The 15,933-nt window shown below is 54.0% G+C and carries 12 protein-coding genes and 4 tRNA genes; 12 read left to right on the top strand and 4 right to left on the bottom strand.

What is annotated here, in order from left to right:
• The 10 genes from rffA to EYY67_RS20800 all read left to right on the top strand — a co-directional run bounded on the left by rffA (window position 1) and on the right by EYY67_RS20800 (window position 7,809).
• Window positions 1-1,131, top strand: coding sequence for a dTDP-4-amino-4,6-dideoxygalactose transaminase (rffA, locus tag EYY67_RS20755; protein WP_131694298.1), 1,131 nt, complete (start codon window positions 1-3; stop codon window positions 1,129-1,131).
• Window position 1,132: 1 nt separating this feature from the next.
• A complete protein-coding gene (gene wzxE, locus EYY67_RS20760; protein ID WP_131694299.1) occupies window positions 1,133-2,383 on the top strand; it encodes a lipid III flippase WzxE in 1,251 nt (416 codons plus the stop codon).
• Window positions 2,380-3,462 carry a TDP-N-acetylfucosamine:lipid II N-acetylfucosaminyltransferase gene (locus EYY67_RS20765; RefSeq protein WP_131694300.1) on the top strand — a complete coding sequence of 361 codons (1,083 nt, stop codon included), beginning with the start codon at window positions 2,380-2,382 and terminating at the stop codon, window positions 3,460-3,462. Before wzxE ends, EYY67_RS20765 begins: the two co-directional genes overlap by 4 nt.
• Window positions 3,459-4,838 (top strand): ECA oligosaccharide polymerase, encoded by a 1,380-nt coding sequence (gene wzyE, locus EYY67_RS20770; RefSeq protein WP_095924189.1) that lies wholly within the window; start codon window positions 3,459-3,461, stop codon window positions 4,836-4,838. Before EYY67_RS20765 ends, wzyE begins: the two co-directional genes overlap by 4 nt.
• Window positions 4,822-5,562, top strand: a complete 741-nt coding sequence (gene wecG, locus EYY67_RS20775) for a lipopolysaccharide N-acetylmannosaminouronosyltransferase (protein WP_095924190.1) — start codon at window positions 4,822-4,824, stop codon at window positions 5,560-5,562. Before wzyE ends, wecG begins: the two co-directional genes overlap by 17 nt.
• Before the next feature lie 240 nt (window positions 5,563-5,802).
• Window positions 5,803-7,197, top strand: coding sequence for a bifunctional threonine/serine APC transporter ThrP (gene thrP, locus EYY67_RS20780; RefSeq protein WP_095924191.1), 1,395 nt, complete (start codon window positions 5,803-5,805; stop codon window positions 7,195-7,197).
• A 143-nt stretch (window positions 7,198-7,340) separates the two neighbouring features.
• A tRNA-Arg gene (locus EYY67_RS20785) sits at window positions 7,341-7,417 on the top strand.
• A gap of 65 nt (window positions 7,418-7,482) precedes the next feature.
• A tRNA-His gene (locus EYY67_RS20790) sits at window positions 7,483-7,558 on the top strand.
• A gap of 29 nt (window positions 7,559-7,587) precedes the next feature.
• Window positions 7,588-7,673: transfer RNA gene (locus EYY67_RS20795), tRNA-Leu, on the top strand.
• Between the two features lie 59 nt (window positions 7,674-7,732).
• Window positions 7,733-7,809: transfer RNA gene (locus EYY67_RS20800), tRNA-Pro, on the top strand.
• Window positions 7,810-8,536: 727 nt separating this feature from the next.
• Here the strand turns inward: EYY67_RS20800 and hemY are convergent.
• Genes hemY through hemC form a run of 4 tightly spaced genes read right to left on the bottom strand, consistent with a single transcriptional unit; the run spans window position 8,537 to window position 12,589 of the window.
• The gene (hemY, locus tag EYY67_RS20805; protein WP_119822789.1) at window positions 8,537-9,733 is read right to left on the bottom strand and encodes a protoheme IX biogenesis protein HemY; all 1,197 of its coding nucleotides are present in this window, start codon (window positions 9,731-9,733) and stop codon (window positions 8,537-8,539) included.
• A 3-nt stretch (window positions 9,734-9,736) separates the two neighbouring features.
• Window positions 9,737-10,888: a uroporphyrinogen-III C-methyltransferase gene (gene hemX, locus EYY67_RS20810; protein ID WP_095924193.1), complete on the bottom strand. Its 1,152-nt coding sequence runs from the start codon at window positions 10,886-10,888 to the stop codon at window positions 9,737-9,739.
• Between the two features lie 13 nt (window positions 10,889-10,901).
• Window positions 10,902-11,651 (bottom strand): uroporphyrinogen-III synthase, encoded by a 750-nt coding sequence (hemD, locus tag EYY67_RS20815; RefSeq protein ID WP_095924194.1) that lies wholly within the window; start codon window positions 11,649-11,651, stop codon window positions 10,902-10,904.
• Window positions 11,648-12,589 (bottom strand): hydroxymethylbilane synthase, encoded by a 942-nt coding sequence (gene hemC, locus EYY67_RS20820; protein WP_119822787.1) that lies wholly within the window; start codon window positions 12,587-12,589, stop codon window positions 11,648-11,650. Before hemC ends, hemD begins: the two co-directional genes overlap by 4 nt.
• 330 nt (window positions 12,590-12,919) lie before the next feature.
• On the opposite strand from hemC, the gene EYY67_RS20825 reads away from it, so the two are divergent.
• Both EYY67_RS20825 and lptM read left to right on the top strand, forming a co-directional pair.
• Entirely contained in the window at window positions 12,920-15,478 is a 2,559-nt protein-coding gene (locus EYY67_RS20825) for a class I adenylate cyclase (RefSeq protein ID WP_119822786.1), read from the top strand.
• 158 nt (window positions 15,479-15,636) lie between these two features.
• Window positions 15,637-15,843 (top strand): LPS translocon maturation chaperone LptM, encoded by a 207-nt coding sequence (gene lptM, locus EYY67_RS20830; protein ID WP_119822785.1) that lies wholly within the window; start codon window positions 15,637-15,639, stop codon window positions 15,841-15,843.
• Window positions 15,844-15,933 lie beyond the last annotated feature (90 nt).

Below are 15,933 nucleotides of genomic sequence, written 5' to 3' on the forward strand. Positions count from 1 at the left end.
ATGATCCCTTTTAACGCGCCACCGGTGGCAGGTACTGAACTTGATTTCATGCGCGAGGCGATGAGCAGCGGCAAATTATGCGGTGACGGCGGATTTACCCTGCGTTGCCAGCAATGGTTCGAAACGCGCTTTAACTGTCCGAAAGTTTTGCTGACGCCTTCCTGTACGGCATCGCTGGAAATGGCCGCGTTATTGCTGGATATCCAGCCCGGCGACGAAGTGATCATGCCAAGTTTCACCTTTGTCTCGACCGCCAACGCGTTTGTGTTACGCCGGGCAAAAATCGTCTTTGTGGATGTCCGCCCGGACACCATGAACATCGATGAAACCCTGATAGAAGCCGCCATCACCGACAAAACCAAAGTGATTGTCCCGGTGCATTACGCGGGCGTGGCCTGTGAGATGGACACCATTATGGCGCTGGCCGACAAGTATCGCCTGTTTGTGGTGGAAGACGCCGCGCAGGGCGTGATGTCGACTTACAAAGGCAAAGCGCTGGGCACGATCGGGCATATTGGCTGCTTCAGTTTTCACGAAACCAAGAATTACACCGCAGGCGGTGAAGGCGGCGCGACGCTGATTAACGACGCGAAGCTGATTGACCGTGCGGAAATTATTCGCGAAAAAGGCACCAACCGCAGCCAGTTCTTCCGTGGTCAGGTGGATAAATACACCTGGCGCGACATTGGTTCCAGCTATCTGATGTCCGATTTGCAGGCCGCGTATCTGTGGGGAAATCTCGACGCCGCTGAGAAAATTAACCAGCGCCGTCTGGCCATCTGGAATGAGTATTATGAGGCGTTGCAGGATCTGGCCGACGCGGGGCGCGTGCAGTTGCCTTCTGTCCCGCAAGATTGCGTGCAAAACGCCCACATGTTCTATGTGCGCCTGAATGATATTGAAGATCGTGATGCGTTCATCCGCCATATGAAAGCGGCGGATATCCTGACCGTATTCCATTACATCCCGCTGCATGCCTGTCCGGCGGGCGAAGAATTTGGTCGTTTTGCGGGCGTCGATCGCTTCACGACAAAAGAGAGCGAGCGTCTGGTGCGCCTGCCTTTGTTCTATAACATGACCGATGACACGCAGCGCGCGGTGATCGCGGCCATGCTGCAATATTTCGCCTGATATGTCGCTGGCAAAAGCGTCAGTCTGGACCGCCGGTTCCACGCTGATTAAAATCGGTGCCGGACTGCTGGTGGTAAAATTGCTGGCGGTGACGTTCGGGCCGGATGGCGTCGGGCAGGCGGGGAATTTCCGTCAGCTGGTGACCGTCCTGGGCGTGCTGTCCGGTGCCGGTATTTTCAACGGTATCACCAAATATGTGGCTGAACATCACCGGGATCCCGCCCGGCTAAACGCCGTGCTGGGCACGTCGTCGTCGCTGATTTTAGGTTTTTCGGCGTTGCTGGCGGCGGTGTTTCTGATAGCGGCCGCCCCGATCAGCGTCGGATTATTCGGGCACGATCGTTATCAGGCCGTTGTCCGTGCCGTGGCGTTTATTCAGATGGGTATTGCCTGCGCCAACTATTTTCAGGCCATCCTAAAAGGTTACCGCGATGCCATGGGCAACGCCCTGGCAGTGATCGGTGGCAGTCTGATCGGTTTACTGGCCTATTTGTTGTGTTTCAAACTGGGTGGCTACGAAGGCGCGCTGGCCGGTCTGGCACTGGTGCCTGCGCTGGTCATGGTGCCTGCCGGGGCAATGCTGTGGCGGCGAAAATCCTTCCCGCTGGCGTATCTGAAACCGGGCTGGGATCGTTTTATTGCCAGCCATCTGGGAAAATTCACGTTGATGGCGCTGATCACCTCCGTCACCTTACCGGTGGCGTATGTGATGATGCGAAATCTGCTGGCGGCGCATTACAGCTGGAAAGACGTGGGGATCTGGCAGGGAGTCAGCAGCATTTCTGATGCCTATCTGCAATTTATCACCGCCTCGTTCAGCGTGTATTTATTGCCGACTTTATCGCGCCTGACCGACAAAAAAGACGTGACGCGCGAAATCGTCAAATCGCTGAAGTTCGTATTGCCCGCCGTGGCAGCCGTCAGTTTTACGGTCTGGCTGTTGCGGGATTTCGCCATCTGGCTGCTGTTTTCTTCTCAGTTTGTGGCGATGCGTGACCTGTTCGCCTGGCAGCTGGTCGGCGACGTTCTGAAAGTCGGCTCGTATGTATTTGGGTATCTGGTGATCGCCAGAGCTTCTCTGCGTTTTTACGTGCTGACTGAAATCAGCCAGTTCGCGTTACTGACCGGATTCTCACACTGGTTGATCCCGATACGGGGTTCTCTGGGCGCAGCGCAGGCCTATATGGCGACCTATGTCGTTTATTTCGCCCTGTGCTGCACCGTATTTGTTATTTATCGTAGACGAGCATGACAACGCTGATTCACGTTTTGGGATCTGACATTCCCCACCATAATGTCACCGTGCTGCGCTTTTTTAATGATGTTCTGGCCGAATGCGCGCCTGAAAAGCTGATTTATCATTTTATGGTGGCGGCAGCGGATGCGTCGGCCTTTGCCGAATTTACGCGTCTGGACATCCGGGTTTATCCGGATAAAAAATCGCTGGCGGACGCGGTGATTGCCCGTGCGCAGGATCGCACCCATCACTTTTTCTTCCACGGGCAATTTAACCCGACCCTGTGGATTGCCCTGCTGACCGGTAAAATCAAATCGCAGCAGGCCAGCTGGCATATCTGGGGTGCCGATCTTTATGAATCTGCCGGAAGCCTGAAATTCCGCCTGTTCTATCTTTTACGGCGGCTGGCGCAGGGGCGGATCGGTCACGTATTCGCCACCCGTGGCGACCTGATTCATTTCCATCAGCGACACCCGCGTGTGCCGTCGTCGTTGCTCTATTTCCCGACGCGGATGGATCCGGCGCTGACGCTTTCAGCCGAACAAGCGGAACCGGAAGGGCCCATGACCGTGCTGGTCGGTAATTCCGGCGATCGCAGTAACCGTCATAGTGAAGCACTGCGTTCGCTGCATCAGCAGTTTGGCGCGGATATCCGGGTGATTATTCCGATGGGGTATCCGGCCAATAATGACGGTTATATCGAACAGGTGCGCACTGAGGCGCTGAAGTGGTTTGCGCCCGAAAACATTGAACTGATCACCGGTTCAATGCCTTTTGCGGATTACCTTGATGTGTTGCGCCGTTGCTCGCTGGGCTATTTTATCTTTGACCGCCAGCAGGGTATCGGCACACAGTGTTTGCTGATCCAGTTCGGCGTGCCGTTTGTGGTCAGCCGTCAGAATCCGTTCTGGCAGGATCTGGCCGAGCAGCATCTTCCGGTGCTGTTTTACGGTGATGCGCTGGATGCCAGAACCGTGGCGGAAGCGCGTCGTCAGTTACTGCATACTGATCGCCACAACATTGCGTTCTTTAATCCGAATTACATCGCGGGCTGGCAACAGGCGTTGCTGCTGGCGGCGGGAGAAACATCATGACACTGGCCCAGCTTGGCGGCCTGTCTGTGGTTTACGGCTTCTCGCTGCTGTTCATCCTGACCCTGACGTATAAAGAATTTCGCCGTGTGCGTTTTAACTTCAACGTCTTGTTTTCACTGCTCTATCTGCTGACGTTTTACTTTGGCTTCCCGCTGACCTGTCTGCTGGTTTTCCAGTTTGATGTCCAGGTCGTGCCGGTGGAAAACCTGTTGCAGGCCATGCTGGCCGCCACCTGTTTCTACGCCATTTATTACGTCAGCTACAAAACGCGGCTCAGGGCAAAGCGTGAGGGGCCGTCACGTCCGCTGTTTACCATGAACCGCGTGGAAACCCATCTGACCTGGATAATGCTGGCGCTGATTGCCATTGTTACCGTTTCCATCTTCTTTATGCATAACGGTTTTCTGCTGTTTAAGCTCAAATCCTACAGCCAGATATTTTCCAGTGATGTGTCCGGCGTGGCGCTCAAACGTTTCTTCTACTTCTTCCTTCCGGCGATGCTGGTGGTGTTCTTTCTCAAACCCGATCCGCGCCGCTGGCTGTTTTTCCTGGTCAGCACCGTCGCGTTTGGTTTGCTGACTTACATTATCGTCGGCGGTACACGGGCGAACATCATCATCGCCTTCGCGCTGTTTTTGTTTATCGGCATTGTCCGTGGCTGGATCAGTTTGTGGATGCTGGCGGCGGCGGGCGTGCTCGGTATCGTCGGCATGTTCTGGCTGGCGCTGAAACGCTACGGCCTGAACGTCAGCGGCCCGGAGGCGTTTTATACCTTCCTGTATCTGACGCGTGACACCTTCTCACCGTGGGAAAATCTGGGGCTGCTGCTGCAAAATTACGACAAAATCAGCTTCCAGGGGCTGGCGCCTATCGTCCGCGATTTCTATGTCTTTATTCCGACCTGGCTATGGCATGACCGGCCGGGCATCGTGCTCAACTCAGCCAACTATTTCACCTGGGACGTGCTGGATAACCATTCCGGGCTGGCGATATCGCCGACGCTGATCGGTTCGCTGGTGGTCATGGGCGGCGTGTGGTTTATTCCGCTGGGCGCGGTGGCGGTCGGGATGATCATTAAATGGTTCGACTGGTTGTACGAAAAAGGCAAGGCGGACACCAACCCCTACAAAGCGGCCATCCTGCAAAGTTTCTGCTTTGGTGCGGTGTTCAATATGATCGTGCTTGCCCGCGAAGGTGTGGATTCCTTCTTCTCGCGGGTGGTCTTTTTCTGTGTTGTTTTCGGTGCCTGTCTGGTCGCCGCAAAATTACTGTACTGGATGTTTGACGCTGCCGGGCTGATCCGTGCCAAAATGCCGGCCGGAAAAAACCTCATGGAGCCTCTGGCCGTAAGGACAATGAATGAATCAGGAGAATAACGTTCCACAATACGATATTCGTGGAATACGCCTTTGGGGCTTTCGCAGTATGGCCCATTTTCTCGATTATCTTTTTGCCGGTCATCAGGTCAAAACCGGCGCACTGGTGGCGATGAATGCCGAAAAACTGCTGACCGTCGAAAGCAACCCGGAAATGAACGCGCTGATCAGTCAGGCGGAATATAAATATGCCGACGGGATCAGCATCGTGCGGGCCATCCGCCGTAAATACCCGCAGGCCAGGATTTCGCGCATTGCCGGTGCCGATCTCTGGGAAGGGCTGATGCAGCGCGCAGGCCGCGAAGGCACGCCGGTCTTTCTGATCGGCGGCAAAGCGGATGTGCTGGCGCAGACGGAAGCGAAACTGCGCGCGCAGTGGAACGTCAATATTGTTGGCAGTCAGAACGGCTATTTCCCGCCGGATCAGCGTGAGGCGTTATTCGAACGGGTGAAAAGCAGCGGCGCTGCCATTGTGACGGTGGCGATGGGCTCGCCAAAGCAGGAAATCCTGATGCGCGATTGCCGCCTTGTGCATCCCGACGCCCTCTATATGGGGATTGGCGGAACTTATGATGTCTTCACCGGCCATGTGAAACGCGCGCCAAAAATCTGGCAAAAAATGGGGCTGGAATGGTTCTACCGCCTGATTTTACAACCGAGCCGTTTGCGCCGTCAGCTTAAGCTGCTCAAATTCGTTCGCTATTACTACACCGGTCGCCTGTAAAACTTGCGCCGCGCGGGATTTTAAGCGCGGCGTTGTACCTCTCATTTCATTTCGCGCGTTACCGCCGTTTGCATCCCGTCTTGTCTGGCAATGCGTATCTTTCTTCATTGTGGTTTGCAACTCATCCTGAAATGCGGAACCATAACGCCGTTTTTCCGCCTTCAGCGGGGGAATATCACAATAAAAATAACATTCCGGTCATTCCGGAAGGCAAATGCAAACACGAGAAATTGAGGATTTATGGCGAATCAAGAAGAAAAGGGTGGGCTACACCGGGGGCTTGAGGCAAGGCACATCGAGCTGATAGCACTGGGCGGCACCATTGGTGTCGGATTGTTTATGGGCGCGGCGAGTACCCTGAAATGGGCGGGGCCGTCGGTCTTGCTGGCCTATATTCTGGCCGGGGTGTTCGTCTTCTTTATCATGCGTTCTATGGGTGAGATGCTGCATCTGGAGCCGGTAGCCGGTTCGTTTGCTGTCTATGCCCATAAATATCTGGGGCCGTATTACGGCTATCTCACCGCATGGAGTTACTGGTTTATGTGGATAGCGGTGGGGATTTCAGAAATCACCGCCATCGGCGTCTATGCACAATACTGGTTCCCCGAGTTGCCACAGTGGATCCCCGCACTGGCCGCCGTCGCCATTGTCGCCGCGGCCAACCTTGCCGCGGTGAAACTGTATGGCGAAATGGAGTTCTGGTTCGCGCTGATCAAAATCACCACCATCATTGTGATGATCGTGGTCGGGCTGGCCGTCATCTTCTTCGGCTTTGGCAACCACGGTGAAGCCGTCGGCTTTGCCAATCTGACCGCGCACGGTGGCTTCTTTGCCGGCGGCTGGAAGGGTTTCCTGTTTGCGCTGTGTATTGTCGTGGCGTCCTATCAGGGCGTGGAACTGGTGGGGATCACCGCCGGTGAAGCGAAGAACCCGCAGGTGACGCTCAAACGTGCAATCAACAACATTCTCTGGCGTATCCTGATTTTCTACGTCGGTGCGATTTTCGTTATCATCACTATCTTCCCGTGGAACGAAATGGGCACTCACGGCAGTCCGTTTGTGCTGACCTTCGCGAAGATTGGTATTGCTTCAGCGGCCGGTATTATTAACTTTGTGGTGCTGACCGCTGCTCTCTCCGGCTGCAACAGCGGCATGTACAGCTGCGGACGCATGTTGTATGCGCTGTCGCAAAACCGTCAGTTGCCCGCGTTGTTAAGCAATGTGTCGAAAAGCGGTGTGCCGGTGTACGGTATTGCGATCACCATTTTGTGTCTGCTGGTCGGTTCGTGCCTGAACTACATCATCCCGAATCCTGAAAAGGTGTTTGTGTATGTCTACAGTGCCAGTGTCCTGCCGGGCATGGTGCCGTGGTTTGTGGTGCTGATCAGCCAGCTGCGTTTCCGCGATGCACATAAAGAGAAACTGAAAAACCATCCGTTCAAATCGATTCTCTTTCCTTATACCAACTATCTGACGCTGATTTTCCTGGCGTGCGTGCTGGTCGGTATGGCGATTAATCCGGATACGCGGGTTTCTTTGCTGGTAGGCGGTATTTTCATCGCGGCGGTGTCGCTGATATACTTCGGCCTCGGCATGCACAAGCGTGCCGCGCAGACGGCAGAAAAAGCAAAATAACGTCGTAAGTCATGGGTGGGGAAGGCAAGACGCTTACTTTTAATGCGTATTGGATAAAGCGTAATCAAACGCAATATTTCTGATAAAAAGCACTAGACAGCCAGACGTTAAAACCGTAGTATCCCCACCCGCAACGGCGCTAAGCGCCCGTAGCTCAGCTGGATAGAGCGCTGCCCTCCGGAGGCAGAGGTCTCAGGTTCGAATCCTGTCGGGCGCACCATTTAGTATGCGCTAGAGTTGCGGTGGAATGTTGAAGTCAGACAGTTCACGTTAGTTAGAGATATGGTGGCTATAGCTCAGTTGGTAGAGCCCTGGATTGTGATTCCAGTTGTCGTGGGTTCGAGTCCCATTAGCCACCCCACTCTAAAAATGGTTTTGTGATTGTGACATGCGATGGTGGCGGAATTGGTAGACGCGCTAGCTTCAGGTGTTAGTGTCCTTCGGATGTGAGGGTTCGAGTCCCTCCCTTCGCACCACACACAAAATACATTTAAATGATGCAGTTAGCGTCAGAAAGTAGTAAGATGCACGACATCGGCGAGTAGCGCAGCTTGGTAGCGCAACTGGTTTGGGACCAGTGGGTCGGAGGTTCGAATCCTCTCTCGCCGACCACATTCTAAGAAACCTGCTTTTTAAAGCAGGTTTTTTTTCGTCTGTAGTAAACCTTTCATTTTCTCTCTCCCTGCTTTTGTTGTTTATCCGCGACATCCCCGTTTTCTTTTGTCTCTGACGGGAGACATTTATCTCTTTGAAAATCATGTGTTAATTGAGCTGACAGTTCTGATGTCGTTTACAGACGACAGATCGCCGGGGGCAGGAGAGGGATAAAAGCGGTCAGCCAAAAGAGTTATCTCTGCAGCGTAAAATAAAACCCTTTATAATCAACGAGATTAAATATTTTTCAGCGGGTATTGCCATAGTGGCACGTCTCCTGCAATATTCCCGCCGTAGATGCTCATTCCACCTATTATGTTTGCTCCGGCTTCATAAACCTGGGAATGATGCAGAGCCAATTTACAGTGCCTATTGTCATCCTGACCGATAACGCTGATGCGCTATCATCCAGAAGGCAAAACGTTGAGTGAGGCACTAAATCTGTTGTCCTGGACCTGATTGTTTTATACACCTGCATAACCGGCAGGTGTTTTTTTTTGCCCATACCCGTCATCCTTTGAGCTGCAGAGGTGCTGGCTGCTCTGAGTCACCCGAATCACTGACTTAAGTCAGCTCATCGGGATTGCTGCGTTAGCCGCCTTTCTGCAACTCAAATGATTTAGGGTATACGTATTGATGACATAAAAAAGGCTCCCGAAGGAGCCTTTCGCAGACAGCAATTTTCTTACGGTTGCTGTGAATTATTCAGCGTCAGCATCAGCCCTTCACGGCGCATCTCCGCCGCTTCAGCCGGTTTGTGCAGTTTATCCAGCGCATCAGCCAGCCAGGCATAATCATAGGCGTCAGGGCGTTGTTTCAGCGCCTCACGGAACGCATCGCTTGCCTGCTGCCATTCACCGTGCTTCATCAGTAACTGACCCAGCGTGCTGCTCAGCAGCGGCGTTGTGCCATTCTGTTTGATCAGCTGACGCAGCGTTTTTTCCAGTTGTTCAGGATTACCCGAACGCAGTTTCGGCATCAGTGCCACCAGACGATCGTCATACTGGCGTTTGAGTCCGTCGAGGATCACTTCCTGCGCCAGATCCTGATCGTTGCATTCAATCAGATGCGTCGCCATCGCCACCTGCAACGCCACTTCATGACGGGTTTTACGGCTCTGATCTTTCCACCAGCGTTTCAGGCCTTCGCTGCCTTCTTCCGCCATCAGCTGATTCATCATGCCGATATAAGCCTGCTCCTGCAGCACACGGATTTCATCGTCGGTATGAATATCGGCTTTCGCCATCGACGGTAAAATCTCCAGCAGCGAGCCGTACGCGCCGGTCAGAAGATATGCCTGCTCCGCCAGACGTAAGACTTCCGGATGGCGTGGCGACTGCCCCAGCAACCGGTCCACGCCATGACGTGCGGCGTGAACTTCGCCACGGGCCAGCTGAATACGGACACGGGTAATGTCGACCGGCATCTGATCGGTATCCGCAATTTCTGCGGCACGTTCCAGATACTGATTGGTACGGATATCATCGCCGCGCTGCTGTGCCGCTTCTGCGGCCAGTAAATAGTTCACCACCGGTTGTTCTGCGTGATCGGCATTGCGCGCCAGCAGTTTTTCCATCTGACGATGGTCGCCTTCTGCCAGTTTGAGCATCGCGGCGTTCGTTTGCTTACGCGCTTTAGAGCTTTTACGCCCGGCAAACCAGCCACGGGTACGAGCACCGGTACGCATGACGCGGCGCAGGATCCATTCAATGAAGAACAGCACCAGAATCAGTACGATCATCATGATGACCAAACCGGTGACGCTGGTCTCGATGTTGTAATTGTCGGTCTGGATCAGGACGTAGCCCTGATGTCCGGCCAGTATCGGGCCGACGATGATGCCGGCAAAGACAATCAGGAATAACACGAAAACTCGTAACATGCGTTATTCCCCCTGCGTGGCGGCGGCGGGCTGCTGAAGCAGGTTACGCACGCGGGTCTGCATCAGTTTTTCCAGCATCGGCTGGCTTTTCAGCTCATCCGGCACATCCATTGAAACAGACTGCTGGCTGAGATTATCCAGATCTTCAAGGAAGGCTTTGGTCGACGGATCGGTCGTATCGAAGTAGGCGCGAACCCAGGTCGAGACACTTTCCAGCGACTGTTTATACACTTCATCCTGATGACGCGGCACGGCCTGCGCGGCGATCAGCAGACGCGAGCGGATATTCTCGCGCAGATACACATCCTGATTCGGTGCCAGCAGCGGTTCGGCACTGGAATCGCGGCGGCGGATGGTGATGAAGTCATCCATAAAGTTGTGCCAGCTTTTGGTCAGGTTCTGACGCCATTCGGCCAGCGAACCGGAGAGGCTGGAGCTGTCATTATCCATCGGAGAATCATCCGTATCATTGTCGGCCAGACGCAGGTTATCCACCTGATTCGACAACTGATTCAGCTTAAGGATGATGCCGTCGAAATCGACCTGTGTGACAGCCGAAAGGCTGCCCACGTCTTCGTTCAGCGCACGACGCACGTCAATCAGGCTCGGATCGTTCATATCTGCCAGGCTGGCATCGGCACTTTTCAGCAGCGCAGCAGCGGTGGTCACATCCTGATCGCTCCATAATTTGCGACCGGCCAGTTTCACCAGATAATCGGCCTGCGCCAGTAACCAGGTTTTGGCATCGCTGCCGGAAATGCTGGCGACTTTATCCTGTAATTCGTTCAGCTGGCGACTGAGTGAAGCCTGCTGCCGGTCTGCTTCCTGCTGACTTTTCGATTGCTGAGCAAGCAGGGCGGCGATTTGCTGTTTGTCCTGTTGCTGGGTTTTTTGCAGTGCATCGAGTTGTTCAGAAAGTGACTGGTCTGCAGCGGCCTGCGCCAGCGATTGCTGGTGGCCGTGATAGTAAAGACCTGCACCCAGTGCGATCACCAGGACAATGGCGATGGCACCTAATACCGGTGCGGTGCGCTGCTTTTTGCGCAACGTTTTCAGCTCCTGATCCCGGTCGGAAGCGTCTGGCTGGGGGCTCTCAACCGCCGGGGAGATCACAACGTTCTCATCCGGTGCGGAAGGATTTTTTTGTTCCGTCATTTTGGCACATCCCTTAGTCAGGTAATTGTAATGCGCGGATCAGCGCATCATTGTCTGCATTCTCAGCAACCCGAATCGCGCTCCAGCCAAGCTGGCTGGCGAGGGTTGCCAAACGTTCGCTGACCACCACCAGGTTACAGCGCAGTAACCATGAATGTCGGTAGTATTCAGGAACTAACTGGTACAGCTGTTGCAGCATTTCTCCGCTGGTGACGACCAGCGTGTCAATTCCGGCGCGTTGCCACTGGGCACTTTGTTCGCTGGCATCGTAGTAAACCGGGCTGCGCTGGTAACATTCGCAGTAGGTCACCTCCACACCGCGTTCAGCCAGTGTCTCTGCCAGCAATTCGCGTCCGCCATTACCGCGTAATATCAGTGCTTTTTTGCCCTGAATGCGCTGCAATGACGGAAGATTCAGTAATGTCTCGCTGGTTTCGCCATCCTGAGGATAGAGAACCGGCAGGCTGCTGGCCCGGTGAAAAAGCAGGCCCGTGGTGCGTCCGATCGCGTAATAATTTAACGTGTCCGGCCAGCGTGTCGCGGACTGACGCAAGGCGCGGTCAGCGTAATTCACCGCGTGTTGCGAGAGCACAAACACCAGATCCTGCTGATTTAATGAGGATAGCAGGTTCGGCAGCGATGCGAGCTGGTTCCCCGGTGCAAATTCAATCAACGGGGAATGGAAGGCGACCCGACCCAGAGTACGCAGCCGGCTGACCAGTGCTTCTCCTGCCGGAGAGGGGCGGGTGACCAGAATGGTCATTTAGGGGCGTTCCCCTGATAGACCTCATGCAGAATTTCACGCGCGCCGTTGGCCAGCAGCTCTTCTGCCAGATCCACACCCATGCTGTGCGCATTGGCGGAAGGACCACGGCGTTCACCGCATACCATCAGGCTGCCGTCCGGTGCGCCGACCAACGCACGCAACCACAGCTCGTCGCCTTCCAGTTCTGCATAACTGCCAATCGGCACCTGACAGCCGCCTTCAAGGCGCATATTCATGGCGCGTTCAGCCTGCACACGTAATGTGGTTTCACGGTGTGCCAGCGGGGCGAGTAACTCGCGGGTGATATGATCGTCGAGACGGCATTCGATGCCTACGGCACCTTGTCCGACAGCGGGCAGACACTCTTCCGGCGTCATCGCGCAGGTAATGCGGTTTTCCAGACCCAGACGTTTCAGGCCAGCGACAGCCAGAATAATGGCATCGTATTCGCCATTATCGAGTTTGGACAGACGGGTGCCAACGTTGCCGCGCAGATCGCGGATCACCAGATCCGGACGTTTCTGACGCAACTGGCACTGACGGCGCAGGCTCGAGGTGCCGACGATACTGCCTTGCGGTAAGTCTGCGAGACTGGCGTACTGACCGGAGACGAATGCATCACGCGGGTCTTCACGCTCACAAATAGTGACCAGTCCCAGACCTTCAGGGAACTCCACCGGCACATCTTTCATCGAGTGCACGGCGATATCGGCACGGCCATCAAGCATCGCCAGTTCCAGCTCTTTGACGAACAAACCTTTACCGCCCACTTTGGCCAGCGGGGTATCTAAAATGATATCGCCCTTGGTGACCATTGGGACCAGTTCCACCTGCAAACCGGGGTGACAGGCCATCAGCTGGCTTTGAACATATTGTGCCTGCCACAAAGCCAGAGGGCTCTGGCGGGTGGCAATTCGAATGATTTTGTCTAACATGTTTGTTACCGTTTAACTGTCTCTGTGACCATCCTACCACTGACAATAGAAAGCTGTCAGCGTAAGAAGCCATTCGTCAAGGAAGGTTAACGGGAGTCTAAGAGATTTGTTCCGTTTCGGAACAGACGGTAAAATCCAGAGAAGCGGAAGAGTAATTGTGGTGCGTTACTTTCTTTACGGTCAAACAGCAAGGTGTTAAATTGATCACGTTTCCAGCAATTATTCGTCAACTATTTGCACAATCACGGTTGTTCAAAGCATAAGCATCACCATAAATGACGGATTTGGAACGGGGTTCTTTCCAGACACTGTATAATCAGGCGAAACGTCTTGTACCTCTACATCGAGACATTGAAGCAAAGATTGGATGCGATCAACCAGTTACGGGTCGATCGTGCGCTGGCTGCCATGGGTCCTGCGTTTCAACAGGTCTATCAGCTGCTTCCTGTCTTTTTACATCAACATCACCCTCTGATGCCGGGATACCTTGAAGGTAAGGTTCCGCATGGTATCTGTGTTTTCACGCCTGATGAATCCCAACAAACCTACCTGACTGACCTTGAAGAGAAATGGGGCAGCGCACTTGAGCCTCTGGTGAAAGGTGAATTACCGATCACCGGCGTCTATTCCATGGGCAGCACATCCTCCATCGGTCAGAGCCAAAGCTCCGACCTGGATATCTGGGTCTGTCATCAGTCCTGGCTCGACAACGAAGAACGCAACCGCTTACAGCAAAAATGCACCCTGCTGGAAAAATGGGCCGCCTCGCTGGGCGTGGAAGTCAGCTTCTTCCTGATCGACGAAAACCGCTTCCGCCATAATGAAAGTGGCAGTCTGGGCGGTGAAGACTGCGGTTCAACGCAGCACATCTTATTGCTCGACGAATTCTACCGTACCGCCGTGCGTCTGGCCGGTAAGCGTATTCTGTGGAATATGGTGCCGGGTGAAGAAGAAGCGCATTACGATGAATATGTGCTGTCGCTGTATGCGCAGGGCGCGCTGACGCCGAACGAATGGCTGGATCTCGGTGGCCTCAGTACCCTGTCCGCCGAAGAGTATTTCGGTGCGAGCCTGTGGCAGTTATATAAAAGCATCGACTCGCCTTATAAAGCGGTGCTGAAAACGCTGCTGCTGGAAACCTATTCCTGGGAATACCCGCAAACCCAATTGCTGGCGATGGATATCAAACAACGTCTGCATCAGGGCGAGATCGTCTGCTTCGGGCTTGATTCCTATTGTATGATGCTCGACCGCGTGACCCGCTACCTCACTCAGATTGAAGACACCACCCGCCTTGATTTAGTCCGCCGTTGCTTCTATTTAAAAGTGTGCGAAAAACTGTCCCGTGCACGGGCGTCGGTCGGCTGGCGTCGTGAAATTCTCAGCCAGCTGGTGGCTGAATGGGGATGGGACGAAGAGCGTCTGGCGATCCTGGATAACCGGGCGAACTGGAAAATCGAGCGTGTGCGCGAAGCGCATAACGAACTGCTTGATGCCATGATGCAAAGCTATCGCAACCTGATCCGCTTTGCCCGTCGCAACAATTTAAGCGTCAGTGCCAGCCCGCAGGATATCGGCGTGCTGACCCGTAAGTTGTACGCCGCGTTTGAAGCGCTGCCGGGCAAAGTCACGCTGGTGAACCCGCAGATTTCGCCTGATTTGTCCGAAAGCGATTTAACCTTTATTCATGTACCGATTGGCCGTGCCAACCGCACCGGCTGGTATCTGTATAACCAGTCGCCGTCGATGGATTCTATCGTCAGCCATCAGCCGCTTGAATATAACCGCTACCTGAACAAACTGGTGGCCTGGGCCTATTTCAATGGTCTGCTGACCTCCACCACGCGGCTGCATATTAAAAGTGGCAGCTTGTGTGATATCGCCAAACTGCGCGAACTGGTGGCGGATGTCTCGCATCACTTCCCGTTGCGTCTGGCGGCACCGACGCCAAAAGCGTTGTACAGCCCGTGCGAAATTCGTCACTTAGCGATTATCGTCAATCTGGAACACGATCCGACCGCAGCCTTCCGTAATCAGGTCGTGCATTTTGATTTCCGTAAACTGGATGTGTTCAGCTTCGGGCAGAATCAGGAATGCATGGTCGGCAGCATTGACCTGCTCTATCGCAACTCATGGAATGAAGTGCGTACACTGCATTTCAGCGGTGAACAGGCGGTGCTGGAAGCACTGAAAACCATTCTGGGCAAAATGCATCAGGATGCCGCGCCGCCGGAATCGGTGGAAGTGTTCTGCTACAGCCAGCATTTACGGGGTCTGATCCGTACCCGTATCCAGCAGCTTGTGACCGAATGCATTGAGCTGCGCCTGTCGAGCAAGCGTCTCGAGCCGGGCCGTTTCAAGGCCGTGCGCGTAGCCGGACAAACCTGGGGGCTGTTCTTCGAGCGCCTGAGCGTTTCTGTGCAAAAGCTGGAAAATGCGATCGAATTCTACGGTGCGATTTCCAACAACAAACTGCATGGTCTGTCAGTGAAATTGCAAACCGATCAGGCGCATCTGCCGGCGGTGATTGATGGCTATGCCAGTGAAGGGATCATTCAGTTCTTCTTCGAAGACAGCGCGGACGACATTGGTTTCAACATCTATATTCTGGATGAATCGAACCGCGTCGAGGTCTATCACCATTGTGAAGGCAGCAAAGAGGATCTGGTGCGCGATGTCAGCCGCTTCTACTCGTCTTCTCATGACCGGTTTACCTACGGCTCAAGCTTCATCAACTTCAACCTGCCGCAGTTTTACCAGATTGTTTCCCTCGATGAGCGCATTCAGGTGATCCCTTTCCGCAGCAATGCGTTAACGGCGACCTGCGCCACATTGCCTGAAAGCGACGCGGAACCTTCCCGGCTGAAACAGCAATTCCAGTTGCATTAGAAAAGGCGTCCGTATCGCGGACGCGTGGCAGATTATCCGGCTTTCCTTCCCTTTGAACCCTGAAAATGTGCCCGTGGGATTTATCGATTCCTGTTGCTTTTCATGATCCACCTGCGATTATAGAGAGCTTGGTCGCATGAATTACGGGCATTCATAAAATGAAAAACGCTTTACGCTGGTCTCTGGCCGCGACAATACTCTTTTCTCTTACCGGTTGCGGGCTTAAAGGGCCGCTGTATTTCCCTAAAGCGGATAAAACATCTACCCAGAAAACCAGTCAGGTTCCGGGTACCAGTAACGATGGTTCATCCCAGCAGCAGGGCGTTTCACCAGAAGATCTCGCCTCGAGCCCTGATAATGACTAACTGACGAAAATTGTCAGAGGTGCCGGCTGATGATCGCCGGTCCATATCAAGCAGGGATCATCGCGACTGGATTTGACCAGCGGTAAATGG

This window comes from Rahnella victoriana, assembly GCF_004330295.1.
Classification (GTDB): Bacteria; Pseudomonadota; Gammaproteobacteria; order Enterobacterales; family Enterobacteriaceae; genus Rahnella; species Rahnella victoriana.